The sequence below is a fragment of the Paraburkholderia tagetis genome, from assembly GCF_022213065.1.
In the GTDB taxonomy this organism is placed as follows: Bacteria; Pseudomonadota; Gammaproteobacteria; order Burkholderiales; family Burkholderiaceae; genus Paraburkholderia; species Paraburkholderia tagetis.
Genome location: NZ_JAKLJA010000001.1, coordinates 335,164 through 357,061, shown reverse-complemented (window position 1 = coordinate 357,061; position 21,898 = coordinate 335,164). Strand labels below are relative to the sequence as shown.

The window sequence follows — 21,898 nt, the reverse complement described above, 5'->3', positions numbered from 1 at the left end:
GCGGGGTGCGCCGCAGCGCAAGGCAGCATGATACGTCCGAACCCCGCCCAGGCCAGCGCCCCCCGGCACGATGCCCCATGCGCCCCGCCGTGCCTGGGTTGCGTGCCCCGCCGCCGCTACCCACGCTCAATGCCGCTTGTGCGGCACATGCAACTCGTCTTCCATATAGGCCTGTACGATGGCGCGAAACGAGCCGTCGCCCGCGAAGCCGAGCGCTCGCGCGCGCGCCGTGTCCCAGCTTGCCGGCCAGCTCTCGACGATCTTCTCCACGCGCTCGTCCGGCACCCATTCGATGCGCGCCACCGCCGCCTCGCCGCCCACTTTGCTCAGCGTCTCCACCATCTCGTCGACGCTTGCGCTGACGCCCGGCAGATTCACGGTACGCCGCTCGCCCAGCGCGGCCGCGTCGATTTCGCTGCCCGCCACGAGACACTGGACCGCCTTGCGCGGCGAGAGCAGCCACACGCGCGTCGCGCCGCTCACGGGGCACGCGGTGGTCTCGCCGTTCAGCGGCTCGCGCACGATGGCGCTCGCAAACGACGACGCTGCCGCATTGGGCTTGCCGGGCCGCACGCTGACGGTGGGCAGGCGCAGCGCGCGGCCATCGATGAAGCCGCGTCGCGAGTAGTCGCACAGCAGCAACTCGACCATCGCCTTCTGCGTGCCATACGACGACTGCGGATTCAACGCGGTATCTTCCTGCACCTCTTCGGGCAGCTCGCCGCCATACACGGCCACGGAACTCGTGAACACCACGCGCGGCTTGTGTCCGCGCGCGCGGCACACATCGAGCAAGATGCGCGTGGCGTCGAGATTGATGCGCATGCCGAGATCGAAATCGGCCTCCGCCTGAGCGCTGACGATCGCGGCCAGATGAAAGACCACGGCCGTCTGCGCATCGATCGCGCGCTCCAGCACGTCGCGCTGCGCGATGTCGCCGACTTCGATGCGCACGCGCACATCGTCCGGTCCGCTCGCCCGCGTCACGTCGAGCAGCACGAGCTCGGTGATCGGCTCGGGCTCCGCACTTGCGCCATGCGGCGCCAGGTGCAACGCGCCGCGCGCGAGCAGTTCGCGTGCGAGACGCTGGCCCAGAAACCCCGCACCGCCGGTGATCAACACTTTCATGTTCGAACGCTCCGTTCATGCATGATGGAACTCACAAGGGATATTCCCCGCAACGCGCGCAGCCGTGGCGAAACACTCGATAACTCGATAACCGCGAACTGCGAGCGACCCCATGATAAAAGAAGTGACGAGAAAACTGTGCCGCACGATCACGTGTCTGCACCATGGAGGCTTCGCGCGCACCGAAGCGCGTGCCCGCATCAGCACGAGCGCCGAAGGCTCGCGCCTCGACGGCGAGCGCATCGCTCACTGGCTCACTGGCTCACTGGCTCACTGACTCGCTGCGCTAACGCCCGCCCGATTCATCCACGGCTCGACATTCAGACGCGCACCACTTCCACCCAGTTCGCGCCCTTGCCAACGGGATATTGGCCGCATTCGCGCAGCGCGCCGGTTTCGGCGTCGATGCGGTAGACACTCATGAGCGGCGACAACTGCCCCACCGCGAACAGAAAGCGCCCGGTTGGATCGATCCTGAAGCCGCGTGGCTGCTTTTGCGTGCCATACGTGCCGATGCGCGCGAGCTTGCCCGTGGCCGCATCCACACGAAACGCCGCGAGCGTGCTGGAGGTGCGCTCGGACGCATAGAGGAAGCGCCCGTCCGGCGTGAGATGCAGATCGGCGCCCCAAGGCTGCTCGCCCTGAAAGTCGGGCGGCAGCGTCGAAACGGACTGAACGGCATCGAGCGTGCCGTGCGTGCGGTCGAACGCCAGCGCGTGCAGCATGCCGTCCAGTTCGTCGAGCAGATAGACGAAGCGCTCGTCGGCGGAAAACACGAAATGGCGCGGGCCCGAGCCGGCCGGCAGCGTCCAGGCAGGCGTGGCATCTTCGGCGAGCCGCCCCGCCGATGCATCGAAATCCAGCCGCAATAATTGATTCGCGCCCAGCACCGCCGCGAACGCAAAGCGATTGTCGGCCGAGGTGCGGACCGCATGCGCGTGCGGCCCCGTGCCGACGATCTGCTGCACGTCGCCGGCCACCCCGTCGCTGCCGATGCGGTTCACCGCGAGCAGGTTGCCGCCATACGACGCGCCCAGCAGATAGCGGCCTGCCGCATCGGTGGCGAGATACGCCATGCTCCCGGCAAGCGGCGCGCGCCCAAGCTCGGTGAGGCGTCCGTCGAGCGGATCGAGCGCGAAACTCACCACGCAATACGGTTGCGAGCGCAACGCCGCGTAGAGCCGGCGCCGATCGGGCGAGAGCGTCATCGGCATGATCGTGCCGCCCACCAGCACCGTCTGTACGGCGACGAGCCCGCCATCCTCGTCGTTCATATCGTTCATGCGGAACACCGAGATGTCCCCGCTATCCGCATTCGACACGTACACATACGTCGTGCCCGCAAAGCGCTGTTCACTGCGCTGTTCACTGCGTTGCTCACCGTTGCTGCCCATGTTGTCCTTCGTCTCCTGTTGCCTCGGCCGCGCCCTAAATTTGTCAAACAATTTGATAACCACCGCGCCGCAGCAATTCCACGTTTACCCTGAATTTCCGCGATATCGGGCGTAACCGGGTTGATTATCGGCCGATCGCCATTGTAGGATCGCCTCAACAAGCCGACAAGACGTCTTACAACATAAGGCGAACAACCCGGCCATTCATCCGCTTCCGCTCACTTCCCTTCAGCTACCAAGGTCAATTCCCATGCCGTTGAGCCGCACCGCAACCCCGGCCGATGTCGCGACGCGCACGAAGGTCCGTTACGTCATCCTCGCACTGATCTTCGTCATCACGACGCTCAACTACGCGGACCGCGCGACGCTCTCGGTCACGGGCTCCGCGATGCGCGCGGAGTTCGGCTTCGACGCCATCCGCATGGGCTACATCTTCTCGGCATTCAGTTGGGCCTATGTGCTCTCGCAGGTGCCCGCGGGCTGGATTCTCGACCGCTTCGGCGCACGCCGCGTCTACGCCACCAGCATCTTCTTCTGGTCGCTCTTCACGCTGCTGCAAAGCGCGATTGGCGTGCTCGGCAGCACAGCCGCCGCCGTCACCGCGCTGTTCGTGCTGCGCTTCGCGATGGGCGCCGCGGAATCGCCCGCCTTTCCAGCCAACGCGAAAGTGGTCGCGAGCTGGTTCCCGACCCACGAGCGCGGCACCGCGTCGGCCATCTTCAATTCGGCACAGTACTTCGCGGCCGTGGTCTTCACGCCGCTCATGGCGTGGGTCACGCACGCCTGGGGCTGGCATCACGTGTATCTCATGATGGGCCTGGGCGGCCTCGTGCTCGCACTCGTGTGGCTCAAGGTCATGAAGCATCCCGCCAGCCATCCGCATGTGAACCGTCAGGAACTCGAATACATCGAGCAAGGCGGCGGCCTCGTGAACGGCCATCAGACCCACGCGGCCCGCGTGGCCCACGGGCGCGGCGAGCGCCCCGCCAGCGAGGGCTGGCATCGCGTGCGCCAGTTGCTCACGAACCGCATGCTGGTGGGCGTCTATCTCGCGCAGTTCTGCATCAACGTGCTCACGTACTTCTTTCTCACGTGGTTTCCCATCTACCTCGTGCAGGCGCGCGGCATGACGATCCTGCATGCGGGCCTGGTGGCCTCGCTGCCCGCGATCTGCGGCTTTCTCGGCGGCGTGCTGGGCGGTGTGATCTCCGATGCCCTCATTCGCAGCGGCCTTTCGCTTACCGTGGCGCGCAAGGTGCCGATCGTGGGCGGCATGGCGCTTTCGGCCTGCATCGTCGGCTGCAACTATGTGCACAGCGACTGGCTCGTGGTGGCGCTGATGTCGCTCGCGTTCTTCGGCAAGGGCGTGGGCGCACTCGGCTGGGCCGTGGTCGCCGACACCGCGCCGAAGGAAGCCATCGGCCTTTCGGGCTCGATCTTCAACATGTTCGGCAACGCGGCGGGCATCGTCACGCCCATCGTGATCGGCTACCTCGTGGCGAAGACGGGCTCGTTCGACGGCGCGCTCGCCTTCGTGGGCGTCAACGCGGTGATCACCGTGCTGAGCTATCTCGTGATCGTCAAGGAGATCAAGCGCGTCGAGCTGGCCTGACGCCGCGCGCGAAGCGAACGCGGACGCACGCCGTGCGCACCGCGCCTCGCTCATCGAATGTCGCTGCCGGCGCGGCGCGCAGTTTGCTCACAAGTTTGCTCACAGTTTGGTGCTACGCTGCCACACCGGCAGCCCCGGGGCAGCGTCCCCGGCGGGTTCATCGAGATCTCACGGAACAACCCAAAGGACAATCATGAGCAAGGAATACAAACTGCACTGCTTCGCGCAATCCGGCAACGCTTACAAAGCGGCGCTGATGCTCGCCTGCTCCGGCGTGGACTGGGAACCGGTGTTCGTCGACTTCTTCCACGGACAAACGCGCGGGCAGGAATGGCGCGGCGACGTCAACGAAATGGGCGAGGTGCCGGTTCTCGAACATGAGGGCAACCGGCTGACGCAATCCGGCGTCATCCTCGACTATCTCGCGGACCGGCTCGGCACGTTCGGCGCGCAAAGCGAGGACGAGAAGCGCGAGATCCTGCGCTGGATCCTGTTCGATAACCACAAGTTCACCAGCTATCTCGCCACCTACCGCTATTTCCGCTGCTTCGCCACGCCGGCGCCACATCCCGAAGTCCAGAAATACCTGATGGGTCGGACTGAAGCGGCGTATTCGATTGTCGATAAACATCTCGCGCAGAACGCATATATCGTCGGGAAACGGCCTACTATCGCGGATCTTTCGCTTGCGGGGTATGCGTTCTATCCGGCCGAGGAAACCGGCTTCGATCTGCCGACGACTTACCCGAATATCGCCCGCTGGGCGGAGCGGATCGCGAATCTGCCGGGCTGGAAAGACCCGTATGCGTTGATGCCGGGTGAGCGTATCGCGCCGCGTAATGTTTAATGTGAAGCTGCGGCCCGCTCGAGCAGCACTTCGCGGTCGCGCGCGTTCTGCGTGAGCGCGGCGGCGCGCTCGAATTCGACACGCGCCTCGTTCGCGCGACCCAGCTTCTCGAGCAGATCGCCGCGCGTGGCCGGCAGCCAGGGATAGTGGCGCAAGCTGGGCTCCTCGCACAGCACGTCGACGATAGCGAGCGCCGCTTGCGGTCCATCAGCCATGCTCACCGCCACGGCGCGATTGAGTTGCACCACGGGTGACGGGGCGATGCGCAGGAGCGCGTCGTAGAGCGCGACGATGCGCGCCCAGTCGGTTTCCTGCGTGCTTGGTGCGCGCGCGTGGCACGCGGCAAGCGCGGCTTGCAACGCATAGGACCCGAGCGCGGCGGATTCCCCCACCGCCAGCCCCGCACACTGCTCAGCGCGCGCGAGCGCAGCCAGGCCACGGCGAATCAGCAGTGCGTCCCAGCGCGCGCGATCCTGGTCGGCGAGCAACACCGCGCGACCTTGCCGGTCCACCCGCGCGGGCAACCGCGACGCCTGCAACTCCAGCAGCGCGGCGAGCCCATGCGCTTCGGATTCCTCGGGCGCCAGTTCGGCCAGCATGCGGGCGAGACGCAGCGCTTCTTCACAGAGCGCCGGCCGCATCCAGTCCGCACCGGCCGTCGCCGCATAGCCCTCGTTGAAGATCAGATAAATCACTTCGAACACCGAAGCAAGCCGCGCCGCGCGCGCGGCCTTGTCCGGCACCTCGAACGGCACTTTCGCTTCCGCCAGCGTGCGCTTCGCGCGCACGATGCGCTGCGCAACGGTGGCCTCGGCAACCAGAAATGCACGCGCGATCTCCGCCGTGGTCAGCCCGCCCAGCAATCGCAACGTGAGCGCCACGCGGCCCTCGCGCGGCAGCACCGGATGACTGGCCACGAAGAGCAGCCGCAGCAGGTCGTCGCCGATATCGTCTTCACGCGCGGCGTCCAGCGCCTCGACGAAATCGGGCGCGAAGTGCGCTTCGAGCGCTTCGAGGTCGGCGCCCAGCGCTTCGTGCGCGCGCGCATGCGAGGCGGCCCGCCGCATGCGGTCGAGCGCGCGGTGCTTCGCGGCGGTCATGAGCCATGCTCCCGGGTTGGCGGGGATGCCGCTCGCGGGCCAGCTTTCGAGCGCGGCAACCAGTGCGTCCTGTGCGGCATCCTCGGCGAGTCCCACGTCGCCCAGCAGGCGCGCGGCGTGGGCGATCACCTTGGCGGATTCGATGCGCCAGACCGCGGCAATCGCGCGATGTGTCGCGGCCCGGCCCGCTTCGTCGCTGTCTGCCGGGCCCTCCTGACCTGAGTGACCCGCGCGACCGTCCTCGTGCATCACGAGCCGTGCACGCCCTTCTCGACCATCTCCGGCGACATGTACATCAATTCCCAGATGTGGCCGTCGGGGTCTTCGAAGCTGCGGCCATACATGGCATCGCCACAGTCCATCGGCGGGCGCTTCGAGCTGCCGCCCGCCGCCAGCGCCTTATCCACGAGCGCGTTGACTTCATCGCGCGACTCGCACGAAAGGCACACGAGCACTTCGGTCTGCTCGCGCGCATCGACGAGCGCCTTGTCGGTGAAGCTGCGCATGAAATCGGTGGTGAGCAGCATCGCGAAGATGTTCTCGCCGATCACCATGCAGGCGGCCTGGTCATTGGTGAATTTCGGTTCGAACGTGAAACCGACTTTGCCGAAGAAGTCCATCGAACGCTTCAGGTCGCGCACGCCCAGATTGACGAAAATGTGCTTGTGCATATTCGTGTCCTTTCGAAAAATGATTCGGATTGCTGGATAAATGACTGGATGGCTTGCTCACCTGGCGTTGCGCCCGACTTCGAGCTTGCGAAAGCGTTCGATGCCCTCGCACTGCGCGAAATCGTCGAGTTCAAAGAGCTGGCGCACTTCGATCTCGCCGTCGGCGTGCTTGCCGAACGGCGCTGGGAAGCGCCGCGCCCATTCGAGCGCCTCGTCGCGCGAGCGTACCTGGATCAGCGTATAGCCGGCAATCAATTCCTTCGTTTCGGTAAATGGACCATCGACGATGGCGGGCTTGCCGTCGGTGTAACGCACGCGAAAGCCGCGCGCGCTCGGTTGCAGGCCCGAGGCGTCGAGCAGCACGCCCGCCTTGGCCAGTTCCTCGTGGTAGGCGGCCATCTCGGCGAACATCTCCGGGTCGTCGGGTGTGTCGCCGGATTCGCTCATCGCGTTGGCGCGCACCATGATCATGAATCGCATTGCTTTCTCCTGTCTCGGTTCCTGTGCGGGGTGAAGGAAGCGCCATCGTTTCGATACGCTCATTCACACGACGCGCGACGCCCACGCAAATCGACATCGCCCGACAATTTTTTTACCGCCCCAGGGAAACTACCTGGATCAACCCCGACGATCGACCGCGCCCGACTAGCGAAAGCACGGGCCAGTCTCGCGCACCTCCACGTTCGCCCATTCCGCTGCCGGGCATTCCTGCGCAATGGCGAGCGCCTCTTCGCGCGTTGCGCAATCAATTAGAAAAAAGCCGCCTATCATTTCTTTGGCCTCCGCGAACGGACCGTCGAGCACGTTCGCGCGCCCGTCGCGCACCTGTACGCGGGCGGCCTCTTTGTCGGAAACGAGCGATTGCGCATCGAGCAGCACGCCGCGCGCGGCGAGGTCGTCGGCGAAGCGCAGCATGCGCGCGTAGAGCGCCTCGCCTTCGGCCTGTGAGCGCGTCTCGCGCTGGCCGCGCGGCTCGGCAATGAGCAGCATGTATGCCATGAAGTGCCTGGTCCTGTGTCAGTGAGCCAACGAGTTCATTCCAGCGTCCGCAGCACATCGCCACGCACGGATGAAAGCCAACGAAAGAATATCGCAGGAATAATGCCGAAAACACGGCCGCGAAGCATGACCCGCCGGATGGCCCGCCGGATGCGGCCCAGGCCCCAGCCAGACGCATGCCCGCACGATGACCGGGATTTCCCCAGGCTGACGCGGAACGCTTTCCGATATTAAATAAATCAACTTGATTTATTTAGTCAGCAGCGAGCCCAACCCGTTCGCTGACGTAACCGGAGGAGACGCGTGAGAAGTCCGCATGTCGGCCAGGGCAGCAACTCGGCCAATGTCCGCCGCTTCAACGAACGCCTGCTGTTGCAGGCGCTGCGGCGTGCCGGCGAAGCCTCGAAGGCCGATCTCGCTCGCCTGGCGAATCTCACCAGCACGGCCGTGGGCAGCATCATCACCTCGCTCACGGAAAACGGCCTGATCGAGGTGAGCGGGCGGCGCCTGGACGGCGGACGCGGCCAGCCCGCTTCGCTGCTGCGCCTCGCGCCGCGCGGCGCGTTCGCCATCGGCGTGCGCCTCGACCGGACCAACATCGAAACCGTGCTCGTGGACTTCGCGGGCCAGATGATCGGCCGCCGCTCGCACGACATGCTGCTGCCGCAACCCGCCGTCGTGCAGGAAATCGTCCAGCAGGACATCCGCGAACTCTCAGGATTGCTTGATAAATCAGAGCGCAGCCGTCTCGCCGGCATTGGCGTGGCACAGCCGTACAACCTCGGTAGCTGGCTGCGCGAGCTGGGCCTGCCCGCGCAAGCGTTCCGTGTGTGGAGCGACGTCGATTTCGCGGGCGAGCTGGGCCGCGCGCTCGGGTTGCCGGTGTTCAGCGAGAACGACGGCAACGCCGCCGCCATCGCCGAAATCTTCTACGGCTGCGGGCGCCAGCGCGACGACTTCCTTTACCTGTTTCTGGGCGCGGCCATTGGCGGCGGCATCGCCATCGGCGGCGACTGCGTGCGCGGTCTCACGGGCAATGCGGGCGATTTCGCCGTGATGCCCGTGCCGCCGAGCGCCCTGCCTTCGGCGTACCAGCCGGCCGGCAAATGGGACATCCTGCTTTCGCGCGCCTCGCTCATCGCGCTGCGCCGCCATCTGCAGTATCACGGCGAGAAGGTGGATAACCGCGCCGATATCGAAGCGTGCATCGCGCGCGGCCATCCGGCCGTTGGGGAATGGCTCGACGACTGCATCGACGCGCTCGCGCCCGCGCTGCGCTCCGCGCTGTGCGTGCTCGACGTGCCGGCCGTGGTGCTCGACGCCGACGTGGACGCGGGCCTCATCGACACCCTCATGCAGCGCCTGCGCGTGGCCGTAGCGGCCACCGCGCCCGAGGCGCGCGGCACACCCGCGCTGGTGCGCGGCACCTTCGGCCCCGATGCCGGTGCGCTGGGCGCCGCGACGCTGCCTATGTTCTTCAACTTTTCGCCGCGTGCGGGCATCCTGATGGGCGCCGGCGCGCAAACTTACGCTCAAGCGCAGGAGGAGAGCCATGTCGCGCTCTGAATCGACGCCCCCGCTGCTGGAAATGCGGGGCATCAGCAAGACGTTTCCCGGCGTGCGCGCGCTCGACAAGGTGCGCCTCTCGGTCTGGCCCGGCGAAGTGCATTCGCTGATGGGCGAGAACGGTGCGGGCAAATCCACCCTCATGAAGATTCTCTCGGGCGCCTATCAGGCCGATCCTGGTGGCGAGATCGTGATCGACGGCAAGACGGTCGTGATCGACGGCCCGCTCGCCGCGCGTGAACTGGGCGTGGCCGTGATCTACCAGGAACTGAGCCTCGCGCCGAATCTTTCCGTTGCCGAGAACATTCACGCGGGCCGCGAGTTGCGCCGTGGCGGCCGCCGCTTCGGCATGGTCGACCGCGCCGCCATGGAGCGCGGCTGCGAAGACGTGCTCAAGCGCCTGGGCGCCACCTTCGGGCCCACGACGCTGGTGGGCTCGCTCTCCATCGCCGAGCGCCAGTTGGTGGAGATCGCCCGCGCCGTGCATAGCGACGCGCGCATCATCGTGATGGACGAGCCCACCACGCCGCTCTCCTCGCGCGAGACCGAGCGCCTCTTCAAGCTCATCCGCCAGTTGCGCGAGGAAGGTCTCGCGATCATCTATATCAGCCACCGCATGGCCGAGATCTACGAGCTATCCGACCGCGTTTCCGTGCTGCGCGACGGCAGCTACGTGGGCACGCTGATGCGCGACGCGCTCAACGCAGAAAGCCTCGTGAGCATGATGGTGGGCCGCGATATTTCGGGGTTCTACAAAAAAGAGCACGCCCCTTACGATCCGGGCAAGGTGGTGCTCACCGTGCGCGATGTGGCCGATCACAACCGCGTGCGCGGTTGCAGCCTCGATCTGCATGCGGGCGAAGTGCTCGGCATCGCGGGCCTCGTGGGCGCGGGCCGCACCGAGCTCGCGCGTCTGATCTTCGGCGCGGAGCCGCGTGCGCGCGGCGATATCGCCATCGACGGGCGCACGCTCACCGTGCACGGGCCGCGCGACGCCATCGAAGCGGGCCTCGTCTATCTGACCGAGGACCGCAAGCATCAGGGCCTCTTTCTCGACATGAGCGTGCGCGACAACATCAACGTGGCCGTGGCCGGACGCGACGCGCGCTTCGGCGTGCTCGACCTCGCGCGCGGCTCGTCGCGCGCGAAGGACTCGATCCGCGCCCTTTCCATTCGCGTGCCGAATTCCCGCGTGAACGTGGGCGCGCTTTCGGGCGGCAACCAGCAGAAGGTGCTGCTCTCGCGCCTGCTGGAAACGAAGCCGCGCGTGCTGATCCTCGACGAGCCGACGCGCGGTGTGGACATCGGCGCGAAGTCGGAGATCTACCGCATCATCAACGAGCTTGCCAAAACCGGCGTGGGCATCATTGTGATTTCGAGCGAACTGCCCGAGATCATCGGCGTGGCCGACCGCGTGCTCGTGATGCGCGAGGGCGTATTCGCCGGAGCACTGGGTGGTTATACGGGCAAGCCCATCACGCAGGAAGCCATCATCGAACTCGCCACCGGCTCGCAAGGCGCGCTGGACGAGGCCGCCTGAATTTGACACACCCGCTGATGCACCCGTTGACGTACCTGTTGACGCACCAGTCGAAGAGATATTGAGGAGCACGACATCATGAAAAGCAGTCTTCCCCGCCATGGCGTTGCAGCGTCGCCCGCCCAGCCCACGCAATCCACGCAGCCCACTTCCGGCAGCACGGCAATCGACGGCCATCGCGCACGCATGAAGTCCATCATGCGCACGGCGGGCATGCTGCCCGTGCTCGTGCTGCTGTGCATCGGCTTCGGCTTCCTGACCGACGGCTTCGCCACGTTCCAGAATCTCTCGATCGTCACGCAGCAGGCCTCGATCAATATCGTGCTCGCCGCCGGCATGACCTTCGTGATCCTCACGGGCGGGATCGATCTCTCGGTGGGCTCGATCCTCGCCGCATCGGCGGTCGCGGCCATGCTCTGCTCGACCATCACGGGCTGGGGCTGGCTCGGCATTCCCGCCGCGCTGGGCGTGGGCCTGGGCTTTGGCGTCATCAACGGCGCGCTGATCTCGATCCTGCGCCTGCCGCCTTTCATCGTCACGCTCGGCTCGCTCACGGCGGTACGCGGCATCGCGCGTCTGATGGGCCACGACACCACCCTCTTCAACCCGCAACTCTCGTTCGCCTTCATCGGCAACGGCACGCTGTTCGGTGTGCCCTGGCTCGTGATCATCGCGCTCGTGGTGGTGGGCATCTCGTGGTTCGTGCTGCGCCGCACGGTGCTCGGCCTGCATATCTACTCGGTGGGCGGCAACCCCGAAGCGGCGCGCCTCTCGGGCATCAAGGTCTGGGGCATCGAGATGTTCGTCTATGCCGCCTCGGGCCTGCTCGCCGGCCTCGGCGCGGTGATGTCGGCTGCACGCCTTTACGCCGCGAACGGCCTGCAACTCGGCCAGTCATACGAACTCGACGCGATCGCGGCGGTGATCCTGGGCGGCACGAGCTTCGTGGGCGGCGTGGGCTCGATCGTCGGCACGCTGATCGGCGCGCTCATCATCGCGGTGCTCTCGAACGGCCTCGTGCTGCTGGGCGTCTCGGACATCTGGCAATACATCATCAAGGGCCTCGTGATCGTGGGCGCCGTGGCGCTCGACCGCTATCGCCAGCGCGGCTCGGCGCGTACCTGATGCGGCGCGCTGGATAACGTTCCGGACTAGATAGTTCATCTCTTTCAAAGCGGGCGCAGGTGGTCCTCCTGCTCCCGCGCTGCATGACACACACCAACCGGACCCCTCTGGAGACAGACTCATGTTCAAGAAAAAGGCTGCTTTCGCTGTTCGCGCCGCTGCGGCACTGACGCTCGGTTTTGCCCTGCAAGGCGCACACGCCGCCGACAAGCAACTGAAGTCGATCGGCATCACCGTGGGCTCGCTTGGCAATCCTTACTTCGTGACCATCGTGCACGGTGCAGAGGCGAAAGCCCGGCAGCTCAACCCGAACGCGAAAGTCACGGCCGTGTCCGCCGATTACGACCTGAACAAGCAGTTCACGCAGATCGACAACTTCATCTCGGCCCACGTCGACATGATCCTGCTGAACGCCTCCGACCCGAAGGCGATCGAGCCGGCCGTGCGCAAGGCCCGCGCCGCGGGCATCGTGGTGGTGGCCGTGGACGTGGCCGCGGCGGGCGCCGACGCCACCGTGCAAACCGACAACCTGAAGGCCGGCCAGATCTCGTGCGAGTACCTGTCGAAGAAGATCAACGGCAAGGGCAACGTGATTATCGAAAACGGTCCGCAGGTCTCGGCCGTGATCGATCGCGTGAACGGCTGCAAGCAGGTGCTCGCGAAGTCGCCGGGCATCAAGATTCTCTCCGACGACCAGGACGCAAAGGGCTCGCGCGAAGGCGGCATGAACGCGATGCAGGGCTATCTCACGCGCTTCCCGCAAGTGGCCGGCGTGTTCGCGATCAACGACCCGCAGGCCGTGGGCAGCGATCTGGCCGCGAAGCAGTTGCATCGCAACGGCATCGTGATCACCTCGGTGGACGGCGCACCCGATATCGAAACGGCGCTCAAGAGCGATACGCTGGTGCAGGCCTCGGCAAGCCAGGACCCGTGGAAGATGGCGCAGACGGCCGTGCAGGTGGGCTACGACATCATGAACGGCAAGAAGCCCGCGAATCCGATGATCGAGATGGCGCCGCAGCTCATCACGCGCGACAACGTCGGCAGCTACAAGGGCTGGTCGTCGCCGCACTGAGCGCGCCCACTGAGCGCGTCCACTGAGCGCGCCTCAACTCCCGTACCGGCTTATCAGTTTCGGGCGGGCGGCTGCTGTCGAAAGTAGTCGCCCGCTTTTTTACGCCAGCACCGCGTCTTTCGTGGTCACGCGCCGCGGAATGATCTTGAGGTCGTAGAACGTATCGGCAATCTTTTGCTGATCGGCAAGCACGGCCGCGTCGATGGGCCGGTATTCCTGCGCGTAGTGCTTGAGCCCGGTCTCGATGGTCGCGGCGTCCAGGCCTTGAATCGGCGCGAGCCGTGCGGCTGCGGCCGCCGTGTTCTGGCGCACCCACTGCCCCGTCTTGCCAAGTTCGTCGAGCGCAATCGCAATCACGTCGCGGCGCTTTTGCGCGAACTCGCGCTGGCTCAGAAAGAACTGGTGATGGCTCGCCACGCCGCTGGCATCGGCGATCAGGCGCGCACCGTCCTGCGCCTCCACAGCGGCAAGAAACGGATCCCAGATCGCCCATGCGTCGATGGCGCCGCTTTGCAGCGCCGCGCGCGCGTCGGCGGGCGCGAGCCACACGGTCTGCACGTCGCGCACGCCAAGACCATGCTTGCCCAACAGCGCGACGAGGAACCAGTGCACGTCCGAGCCCCGGTTCAGGCCAATTTTCTTGCCCTTCAAATCGCTCACCGAGCGAATGGGCGACTGCTTCGCAACGACCAGGCCCTCCGCGCGCGGCGTAGGCAATTCATAGGCGGTATAGACGAAATCCGCGCCCGCTGCCTGCGCGAACACCGGCGGCGCCTCGCCCACATAGCCGAAGTCGATCGCGCCCACATTCAGGCCTTCGAGCAGTTGCGGTCCGGCGGGAAACTCGTTCCACGTCACCTTGATGCCTTGCGGCGCGAGGCGCTTTTCGAGCGCACCGTTGGCTTTGAGCAGGACGAGCGTGCTCGCGGCCTTCTGGTAGCCGATGCGGAACTGGTCGGGCTGGAATTTTGCCCAGGCGGGCAGCGCCGCACCGGCCAGCGTGGCGCCCAGCGCGGCAAGCACGGCGCGGCGGCGCTCGCGGTGGTTCGATGGAGTCGTTTTTTCGCGGGTCATGATGGATGCGTGGCATGAAGCGTTGGCGCGCGATGGTGAAAGGCGTTGCGCCAACATATTGGTCGTGTCGATAGCGTGCAAAAAATCCTACCGGTCACGCTGCGCGCACAGAAGTAACGAATCGCGCTAAGTAAATCACGCCTCATGGATAGCGCACCTGGTCCTGAATGCGGCGCGCGACCGTGCATGCGCCGTCGAGATCGGCGCCGCCCAGCAAGACCGCGAACTTCCCGCCGCCGATGCGCCCGGCCACGTCGCCCGCGCGCAGATGCGAGCGCAGGAGATCGCAGGAAAGCAGTCGAAAAAGGCGCTCAAAAAGCGAGCCCGCCCCTGACAAAAAGCCTTCCTTTCGCCACCGGACAAACCCTCCCCCCCACTCGCCCCACCACGTGACTACACTATTTTTGTCGGCGTCCGCTTGCATCACAATTGCATCCCGGTCCACGTCCGCCAGCATGAATGCCACTGGGAGGTGTGCTGTGCTCCGCCTGTTTCTCGCCCGCACCTCGCGCCCCGCGGCGGCGCTCACGCTGGCGCTCGCCAGTGCTTTCTGCCTTCGGGCGAACGCGGCCACGCCCGTACCGGCGGCCAGCGGGGCCAGCGGGGCCAGCGGCCCCAGCGCCGCCAAACCCGCGGCAAGCAAACCCTCCGCGAGCAAGCCGGCCAGCAAGCCCGCCACCGTCAACGCCGCCGAGCGCGCCGCTGCCGAGCACGTGGCGGTCACGCCCGCCGCCATGGCCACCCCGGACTTCTTCTCGCTCGCCGAGCGCTACGGTCCCGCCGTCGTGCACGTGATCGCACGCGGCGCCGGCGATCAGTCCGAGCCGCCGGAGCAAGAGGCCATCGACGCCGACGACCCGTTCTTCGCGTTCTTCAGGCGCGCGCCACGGCCGCCGTCCGACGGCCAGCCCGGCGCGCCGCGCGCAATGATGGGTGCGGGCTCCGGCTTCATCGTCAGTTCGCGGGGCCTCGTGCTCACCACGGCGCACATCGTCGACAAGGCCGAAGAAGTGACCGTGCGCCTGACCGACAAGCGCGAATTCAAGGCGCAAGTGGTTGCCGTCGACCCGCAGAGCGATGTGGCCGTGCTGCAGATCGCCAACGCGCGCAACTTGCCGTTCGTGAAGCTCGGCGATTCGTCGAAGATGCACGCAGGCGAACCGGTGCTCTCGATCGGCTCGCCGGACAGCTTCCAGAACACCGTGACGACGGGCATCGTCAGCGCAACCTCGCGCACGCTGCCCGACGGCAACGCATTCCCATTCCTCCAGACCGATGTGGCGGTCAATCCCGACAACTCCGGCGGGCCGCTGTTCAATCGCGCGGGCGAAGTGATCGGCATCGACGTGCAGCTTTACGCCGATAGCGGCCACTACGAGGGCTTGACCTTCGCGATTCCGATCGAAGCGGCGACCCGGTTCCGCGCGCAATTGCAGGCCGCGCGCAAGGCGGCGCACGCTGCCGCTGCTGCTGCTGCCGCCGCCGCCGATGCTGCCCCCGCCGATGCCGCAGCCAACCTCGTCGACGCCACTGGAAGCGGCGCCGGCAATCCGCACACGGCCAGCACCTTCGGCATGCAGGTCGAAGACGTGAGCCCGGGGATGGCGGCGGCCCTCGGCTTGCCGCGCGCGAGCGGCGCGCTCGTCGACACCGTCGCGCCGGGCTCGCCCGCCGCCGCCGCAGGCGTGACTGCCGGCGACGTCATCGTGCAGGTGGGCGACACGCCGGTCGACCGGGCCGCTACGCTCGCCGAGCAACTCGCCGCCGTGCCGCCCGCGACAAAAATCCCGCTGGAGGTGATCCGCAACCGGCAGCCGAAGCGGGCTGGGTTCACGAACGCCGCCGTCGAGACCAAGGCCACGAAAGCGGCAAACACTGCGAATGTGGCGAATGTGGCGGACACTGCGAATGCGGAGAAAGTGGCAAACACAGCAAATACGACGGCGAAAGTGGCTAATGCGGCAAATGACGTGCATGCGGTTCAGGTGCCGGTTCCCGTTCCGGTTCCGGCGCCGCCAGCCGGAACGGCCGATGCGGCTGCGCTACCTGCCGTAGCAGCGGCCACCGCCGTAGCGGCCACGCCGGCGGTGGCCAACGCCGCGCAAGTCAATGACGTCAAGGCCGTGAAGACGACAATGACGGACGCCGCCCAACCCACCATCCAAGCCGCCATCCAACCCACGCCCCAAGCCGCCATCCAAACCGACACCCAGGCGGCGGCCCCGGCGCCGCGCCACATGGTGGATCGCCTCGGCCTCCTCACGCACGCGCTGACCGACGAGGAAAAACGCTCGACCGGGTTGCCGCTCGGGCTGATGGTGGAAGACTCGACCGGCGCCGCCGCGAAAGCAGGCGTGCGGCGCGGCGACGTCGTGCTGACGCTCGACGAAATGCTGGTCGAAACCGAGGACCAGGCCGCCGACCTCGAAGCAAAGGCGACCAAAAGCATGGAGGTGCTGATCCAGCGAAACCATGCGCGCAGCTTCGTTGCGGTGAAGCTCAGGTGAGCGCATCGCACAGGGCCTGCGTGGGGCCGATGAGCTTCTGCAATATCTACGAGGGAAGTTGATCCGAGAAAAGTCGATGCGCAAGCAACCATTGCGTGCAACGCCGACACCCCGCTCGTGACGAGCGGGTGTCGGCGTTGGCATGCATGTGGATATCGCGAGCGGTCTGAGCGTCGTGCGTTGTATCGGGAAGCCGCGTGCGCACGCGCGACTAGCGCGGCGTCGGCGTTGGCGTCGGCGTCAATTGCGCATAAACATCGTGGGCGAGTTGCAGCAACACCTTGCGGTCGATGCCACCCGACAGCGCATAGCCAAAGTCGCCGTCGATCCAGTAGAACACGTTCACGGAGCCGTCCTGGTAGAGCTTGAACGCAGTCGTGTTGCTACTCGTCTTGCGGTGCGAGATGCACAACGTCACACGCTCGCCCTGCGCGTTGTGATACATGAACTGCGCGACATCACCATCCGCGCCCGGCAGCAAACGCCCGCCCGAGAGTTCGAAGCCGCTCTTCTCCAGCATCGGCGCTTGCACATTGGTGCCGAGCCGGCTCGCGAGCCACTGCACGAAATCCTGCTCACGGCGCGCGCCCATCGTGTCCGGCCGCTCCACCTCGGGCATGTAAACCACGTGGGCGAGCGCGGCCTCGTGCACAAAGTTCATGGTCGAATCCGCGCTCACCGTATGCAGATCCGCGTGCTGGTCGCCGCGCCCCGCTGTGCCGTCGATCATGGCCGCGCCATAATGCGTGCCCCAGCCGATGCCCACGCCCAGCACCAGTGCAGCCGCAAGGCCCGCGAACTTCGGCCAGTTTGCGGCTTCGCGCACGCGACGCCTGCCCGGCTCGCCGCTGGAATCGCTTGAGCCGCCAGAGCCGCCAGAGCCGCCAGAGCCGCTGCCCCCGACGGCCTCGACGCGCAGACGCGCGGGCACGGGCTCGCTCATCACGCGGTCGTAACGCTCGTGCAGCAGGTTGTTCAGCGCGAAGAAGTCGCTCGCGCGCGCCGCAAGCTCCGGATTGCGTTCGAGCTCGCGCTCGACGTCGGCGCGGCGTGCCTGCGCAAGCGTGCCGTCCACATAAGCGTGGATCTCGTCTTCGGTCACGGGATTATGTTGCTCGCTCATCGCACCACCTTCAGATTCGCACGCGGGACGGAACCGGCCATGAGCGCGCGCAGGCGCTCACGTCCCCTCGAAAGCCTCGACATCACCGTACCGATGGGAATGTCGAGCGCCAGCGCCACGTCGGCGTAACTCATTTCCTCCAGCCCGACCAGCAGCACCACTTCGCGCTGCTCGACCGGCAGCCGCTGCAGCGCGAAGTCGAGATCGCGAACCTCGAGCGTGCCGGTCTGGGGCGCGGGCACCGCGTAGTCGTTCTCGGGCACGCTCTCATCGTCCACGCTCACATGCGTGCCGCGCGCCGCCGACTTGCGCACCTGATTCACGAAGACGTTGTGCATGATCGTGAAGAGCCAGGCGCGCAGGTCCGTGCCCGCGCGAAACAACGCTGTGCGCGCGAGCGCCCGCTCGAGCGTGTCCTGCACGAGGTCGTCGGCGAGCTCCCGGTTGTGAATCAGCGCGCGGGCATAACGCCTCAGACGCGGTACGTGTTCGATCAGCTCGTCACGGATGTCCATGTCCCATCCTCGCCGTCCTCATCTGCCCGCTCATTGCAGGTGCTCATTGCAGGTGCTCGTCATTGGTGCTCATCGCAGGTGCCCGTCATTGGTGCTCGTCATTGGTGCCGTCATCGGTAGCGTCATTAGTGGCGTTATCGTTGCTCCACATTCCCGGCCGCGCCCTCGCGGGCCGCCCGCTCCTGGGTGGCGAGATCCGCCGCGCGCATCAGGCCGCGCGTTTGCGCATCGCCCGCCAGCACCCAGCGCTCGCCATGCCGGGTCCACCCGAGCAGGCGCAGATTGCCGACGCGGCGCGCGCTCCATTGCGGCTCGGCACGCGCGAACCACGCGCGCGAGGCGAGCAGCACGACCAGCCTGCCTTCGCTGTTTTCGTAGACCCAGCGCTGGGCCCGCACAAGCAGCCCGAGTTCGACCGGGCCGGAAGCCACGAGCCGCAAGCCCGCAGGCGCGAAATCGAAGGGCGCGGGCGCGCTGGACAGTGTCACCGGCACGAACCCATCGGCGAGCGGCACGCCGGACGAATCCGCCGTGGACGACGCGCCGAGCGCGGACGGATCCGGCGCGGGCGACGCGCCGAGCGCGGACGCCTGTCCTGGCGCGGATGGGTCAGCCGAAGCGCCGTTGCCGGCCTCCATGAACGCCATGACCGCCGCGTCGTTCAGGATCTGGGCACTGGGCTCGGAAATGGCTAAAGCGGCTAAAGCGGTAAAAGCGGCAAGCCAGGCCAGCACCGCGCCGGCCAGCATACACGCGAGCGCGGCGCTGCGAGACCCGGCCACGTGGCCGCGCGCCGGCGTGGGCCGCCGCGATGTGGACACCGCTGCTTCATCGCCCTCGATCCCGTTGAACGAATGGCGAAGCTGGGCATTGAGCCGACGATAGAACAAAATCCGATGCCATTCGCCGGGGCGCGCCGCCAGATAGCGGCGCACGCGCGCGACCCGCTCGCCCGCCAGCGAGCCGTCTGTGTAGGCATGGATATCGCCCTCGGACACTGGCCGCTCGTCGTGCGGCCGCTGCAAAGCCATGATTGCCGCCGCGTTGGTTGGAGACGATGAACTAACACGCGCGCTTCGGCGCTTATTCCACGCGGCGATGCAATTTCATGGTTTGCGAAGCGCGCTGGCTACGCGAGCCACTGGTCGAGACCGACGCGGCCGATCCTTGCGTCACCGAGCGGCACGAGCGACTTTTCCTCGAGAGGTCCGCCGTAGTACCGCGCATCGCGATCCATCACTACGGGGCGCGGGTCCCCGACCGATTGCAGATAGCGTGCGACGATCTCCGAGAAGGGCGCGCGGTCCGGGCCGGCAATATCGATGGTGCCGTTCAGCGGCGCGGCCAGCGCGACCTGCGCGAGGATCGCCGCGACATCGTCTGCGGCGATCGGCTGAAACAGGCCATCGCCGATGCGCACGGTACCGTCTTGCGTGCCGTAATCCGCGATTCCGCCGATGAACTCCATGAACTGCGTCGCGCGCACGATCGTGTACGGCACACCCGCCGCTTCGATCACCTCTTCCTGCGCGACCTTGGCAACGAAATACGCATTTTCCGGCATGCGGTCGCAGCCGACGATGGATAGCGCGACGTGATGGCGTACCCCCGCGGCCACCTCGGCCTTGCCGAGATTGCGCGCCGACGTGCGAAAGAAGTCGAGCACCGCCTGAGGCTCCCATGACGGCGCGTTCGCCACATCCACCACAACATCGGCGCCCTCGAGCGCATGGCTCAGGCCTTCGCCCGTCACGGCGTTCACGCCACTACGCGGCGACGCGGCGCGTGCTTCATGACCCGCCTCGCCAAGCAGCGCGACAAGACGCGACCCGATCAGACCCGAACCACCGATTACGACGATCTTCATGACAGATTCTCCAGATGAAAGCACAAGAACACGCGCAGGCGCCTGGCGGAGGGGCTATTGCCGGCAAGGATTCGCCGCCGCCGCATCGCGTGAGACTCTATTGTGGAAAAATCATGCACCAGCGAAAAGTGCCAAGAATGGCGCTTTCGACTAGTCCAAGCCGCTTGCGCCGTCCTTGCCAGCAAAACCGCCATGACCGTGCCGACTGCCGCCTTAAGCATCGAAATCGATCGACAGACATCGTTGCCGATCTATCTGCAGATTTGCGAACGCTTCAGAACCGCGATCGCCGCGGGGCATTTGCGTCCAGGCGAGCGCGTACCGGCGCTGCGCAGCCTCGCCACGCAACTGAGCACGGCGCGCGGCACGGTCGAGCTGGCCTACACGATCCTCGTCGACGAGGGCTACCTGCAGATGCGCGGTGCGGCCGGCACGTTCGTGTCTCCATCGCTGCCGGCCTCGGTGGTGCGCGCGGCTCGTGCGCAAAGCGTTCAGGTTGCGGGCGCCACGCCAAGCGCCACAGCAACCGGCATACCGCAGACGCCGGGCGGCTCGCGGCCTGCACCGCGCCAACCGGCCATTGCCGCCGCCATGAGCGGCGAGCCCAGGCCTTTGCAGCCCGGACTGCCCGCGCTGGACGCGTTTCCGCGCAAGGTATGGAACCGGCTCGTTTCGCATCGCGCGCGCAGTGGCGAACGCGCGATGCTCGCGTACCCGGACCCGACCGGCTACCGGCCGCTGCGCGAGCATATCGCCACTTATCTCGGGCTCTCGCGCGGAGTGACCTGCCTGCCCGAACAGGTATTCGTGACGGGCGGCTACCGCGCGACGCTCGAACTCGTGTTGCGCAGTCTCGCCCGGCCGAACGACCGCGTGTGGTACGAGGACCCCGGCTATCTGCTGGCACGCGGCTTTCTGGCCGAGACCGGCGTGCAGCTCGTGCCGGTGCCGGTGGATAGCGATGGAATCGACGTCGAACACGGCACACGGCTCGATGCACAAGCGCGCTTCGCGCTGGTCACGCCATCGCATCAGAGCCCGCTCGGGTACACGTTGTCGCTCGCAAGGCGCATGGCGCTGCTCGACTGGGCGGAGCAAGCGTCGGGCTGGATCGTCGAAGACGATTACGACAGCGAGTTCCGCTATCTGGGCCGGCCCTTGCCGGCGCTGAAAAGCCTCGACCGGCGCGATCGTGTGATCTATTGCGGCACGTTCAGCAAGGTGATGTTTCCCGGTTTGCGGCTCGCCTATGTGGTGGTGCCGGAGCGGGCCGTCGAGCGCGTCGGCCGCGTGGCGTGCAGCATGAACGCCGGATCGCCGACGCTATTTCAGGCGGCCGTTGCGGATTTCATCGAGCAGGGGCATTTTGCGCGACATCTGAAGCGCATGCGTGCGCTGTATGGCGAGCGGCGCATGCTGATCGTGCACGCGCTGAAAGAGGTGCTTGGCGAACGGCTGATGGTCGAGTTGCCGCCAGGCGGAATCCAGTTCGCGGCCCGATTCGCCGAGGGCTCCGATGGGCCGGTCGACGATGTCGCCTTCGCCGCGCGCGCCCACGACGCGGGGCTCGCCGCGCTGCCGCTCTCGATCTGGTACGCGAATAGCCGCACGCAGCGCACGCCTCGCGGCATCGTCATGGGCTTCGCGAACATCTTCGATGCCGGTGAAGCAGACCGGCTCGCCCGAACGTTGCGCGCGTGTCTGGATCGCTGACGCGCGACGAATGTTCGAAGTCAATGACGGACTACGTTGCCG

The 21,898-nt window shown here is 66.4% G+C and carries 21 protein-coding genes; 9 read left to right on the top strand and 12 right to left on the bottom strand.

The window, feature by feature from the left end; translation table 11 throughout:
• Nucleotides 1–126 precede the first annotated feature (126 nt).
• A complete protein-coding gene (gene denD / locus L5014_RS01515) occupies nt 127–1,128 on the bottom strand; it encodes a D-erythronate dehydrogenase (protein ID WP_238461814.1) in 1,002 nt (333 codons plus the stop codon).
• A 124-nt stretch (nt 1,129–1,252) separates the two neighbouring features.
• Here denD and L5014_RS01510 point away from each other — a divergent pair, with 124 nt between their 5' ends.
• Nucleotides 1,253–1,405, top strand: a complete 153-nt coding sequence (locus tag L5014_RS01510) for a hypothetical protein (protein ID WP_238461813.1) — start codon at nt 1,253–1,255, stop codon at nt 1,403–1,405.
• Nucleotides 1,406–1,448: 43 nt separating this feature from the next.
• Here L5014_RS01510 and L5014_RS01505 read toward each other — a convergent pair whose 3' ends face one another.
• Nucleotides 1,449–2,522, bottom strand: a complete 1,074-nt coding sequence (locus L5014_RS01505; protein WP_238461812.1) for a lactonase family protein — start codon at nt 2,520–2,522, stop codon at nt 1,449–1,451.
• Between the two features lie 250 nt (nt 2,523–2,772).
• Here L5014_RS01505 and L5014_RS01500 point away from each other — a divergent pair, with 250 nt between their 5' ends.
• Together L5014_RS01500 and L5014_RS01495 are read left to right on the top strand one after the other, a co-directional pair.
• Nucleotides 2,773–4,134: an MFS transporter gene (locus L5014_RS01500; protein ID WP_238461811.1), complete on the top strand. Its 1,362-nt coding sequence runs from the start codon at nt 2,773–2,775 to the stop codon at nt 4,132–4,134.
• A gap of 193 nt (nt 4,135–4,327) precedes the next feature.
• Nucleotides 4,328–4,981, top strand: a complete 654-nt coding sequence (locus L5014_RS01495) for a glutathione S-transferase family protein (RefSeq protein ID WP_238461810.1) — start codon at nt 4,328–4,330, stop codon at nt 4,979–4,981.
• Here the strand turns inward: L5014_RS01495 and L5014_RS01490 are convergent.
• The 4 genes from L5014_RS01490 to L5014_RS01475 all read right to left on the bottom strand — a co-directional run bounded on the left by L5014_RS01490 (nt 4,978) and on the right by L5014_RS01475 (nt 7,751).
• A complete protein-coding gene (locus tag L5014_RS01490) occupies nt 4,978–6,330 on the bottom strand; it encodes an RNA polymerase sigma factor (RefSeq protein WP_238461809.1) in 1,353 nt (450 codons plus the stop codon). The genes L5014_RS01495 and L5014_RS01490 overlap by 4 nt on opposite strands.
• Complete coding sequence (locus L5014_RS01485) at nt 6,330–6,752, bottom strand: VOC family protein (protein ID WP_238461808.1); 423 nt, start codon at nt 6,750–6,752, stop codon at nt 6,330–6,332. Before L5014_RS01485 ends, L5014_RS01490 begins: the two co-directional genes overlap by 1 nt.
• A 57-nt stretch (nt 6,753–6,809) precedes the next feature.
• Complete coding sequence (locus tag L5014_RS01480) at nt 6,810–7,232, bottom strand: YciI family protein (protein ID WP_238461807.1); 423 nt, start codon at nt 7,230–7,232, stop codon at nt 6,810–6,812.
• A 165-nt stretch (nt 7,233–7,397) separates the two neighbouring features.
• Nucleotides 7,398–7,751, bottom strand: coding sequence for a YciI family protein (locus tag L5014_RS01475; RefSeq protein WP_238461806.1), 354 nt, complete (start codon nt 7,749–7,751; stop codon nt 7,398–7,400).
• A 303-nt stretch (nt 7,752–8,054) separates the two neighbouring features.
• Between L5014_RS01475 and L5014_RS01470 the strand changes: the two genes are divergently transcribed.
• The 4 genes from L5014_RS01470 to L5014_RS01455 all read left to right on the top strand — a co-directional run bounded on the left by L5014_RS01470 (nt 8,055) and on the right by L5014_RS01455 (nt 13,057).
• Complete coding sequence (locus tag L5014_RS01470) at nt 8,055–9,317, top strand: ROK family transcriptional regulator (RefSeq protein WP_238461805.1); 1,263 nt, start codon at nt 8,055–8,057, stop codon at nt 9,315–9,317.
• Nucleotides 9,304–10,857 carry a sugar ABC transporter ATP-binding protein gene (locus L5014_RS01465; protein ID WP_238461804.1) on the top strand — a complete coding sequence of 518 codons (1,554 nt, stop codon included), beginning with the start codon at nt 9,304–9,306 and terminating at the stop codon, nt 10,855–10,857. Before L5014_RS01470 ends, L5014_RS01465 begins: the two co-directional genes overlap by 14 nt.
• Before the next feature lie 165 nt (nt 10,858–11,022).
• Nucleotides 11,023–11,982, top strand: a complete 960-nt coding sequence (locus tag L5014_RS01460; RefSeq protein ID WP_238462121.1) for an ABC transporter permease subunit — start codon at nt 11,023–11,025, stop codon at nt 11,980–11,982.
• 121 nt (nt 11,983–12,103) lie between these two features.
• Nucleotides 12,104–13,057: an ABC transporter substrate-binding protein gene (locus L5014_RS01455; protein WP_238461803.1), complete on the top strand. Its 954-nt coding sequence runs from the start codon at nt 12,104–12,106 to the stop codon at nt 13,055–13,057.
• Between the two features lie 99 nt (nt 13,058–13,156).
• Here the strand turns inward: L5014_RS01455 and L5014_RS01450 are convergent, their stop codons facing one another.
• Both L5014_RS01450 and L5014_RS01445 read right to left on the bottom strand, forming a co-directional pair.
• Nucleotides 13,157–14,131, bottom strand: coding sequence for a sulfonate ABC transporter substrate-binding protein (locus L5014_RS01450; protein ID WP_238461802.1), 975 nt, complete (start codon nt 14,129–14,131; stop codon nt 13,157–13,159).
• A gap of 142 nt (nt 14,132–14,273) precedes the next feature.
• Nucleotides 14,274–14,588, bottom strand: coding sequence for a diguanylate cyclase domain-containing protein (locus L5014_RS01445; protein WP_238461801.1), 315 nt, complete (start codon nt 14,586–14,588; stop codon nt 14,274–14,276).
• Between the two features lie 22 nt (nt 14,589–14,610).
• On the opposite strand from L5014_RS01445, the gene L5014_RS01440 reads away from it, so the two are divergent.
• Nucleotides 14,611–16,638 (top strand): trypsin-like peptidase domain-containing protein, encoded by a 2,028-nt coding sequence (locus L5014_RS01440; protein WP_238461800.1) that lies wholly within the window; start codon nt 14,611–14,613, stop codon nt 16,636–16,638.
• A 211-nt stretch (nt 16,639–16,849) separates the two neighbouring features.
• Here the strand turns inward: L5014_RS01440 and L5014_RS01435 are convergent, their stop codons facing one another.
• The 4 genes from L5014_RS01435 to L5014_RS01420 form a co-directional block, all read right to left on the bottom strand.
• Entirely contained in the window at nt 16,850–17,761 is a 912-nt protein-coding gene (locus tag L5014_RS01435) for an anti-sigma factor family protein (RefSeq protein ID WP_238461799.1), read from the bottom strand.
• Entirely contained in the window at nt 17,758–18,276 is a 519-nt protein-coding gene (locus tag L5014_RS01430) for a sigma-70 family RNA polymerase sigma factor (RefSeq protein WP_238461798.1), read from the bottom strand. The genes L5014_RS01435 and L5014_RS01430 overlap by 4 nt, the downstream gene beginning before the upstream one ends.
• A gap of 134 nt (nt 18,277–18,410) precedes the next feature.
• Complete coding sequence (locus L5014_RS01425; RefSeq protein WP_238461797.1) at nt 18,411–19,307, bottom strand: anti-sigma factor; 897 nt, start codon at nt 19,305–19,307, stop codon at nt 18,411–18,413.
• 98 nt (nt 19,308–19,405) lie between these two features.
• Nucleotides 19,406–20,143, bottom strand: a complete 738-nt coding sequence (locus L5014_RS01420; RefSeq protein WP_238461796.1) for an SDR family oxidoreductase — start codon at nt 20,141–20,143, stop codon at nt 19,406–19,408.
• Between the two features lie 192 nt (nt 20,144–20,335).
• On the opposite strand from L5014_RS01420, the gene pdxR reads away from it, so the two are divergent.
• Nucleotides 20,336–21,856, top strand: coding sequence for a MocR-like pyridoxine biosynthesis transcription factor PdxR (gene pdxR, locus L5014_RS01415; protein ID WP_238461795.1), 1,521 nt, complete (start codon nt 20,336–20,338; stop codon nt 21,854–21,856).
• The last annotated feature ends 42 nt before the right edge of the window (nt 21,857–21,898 follow it).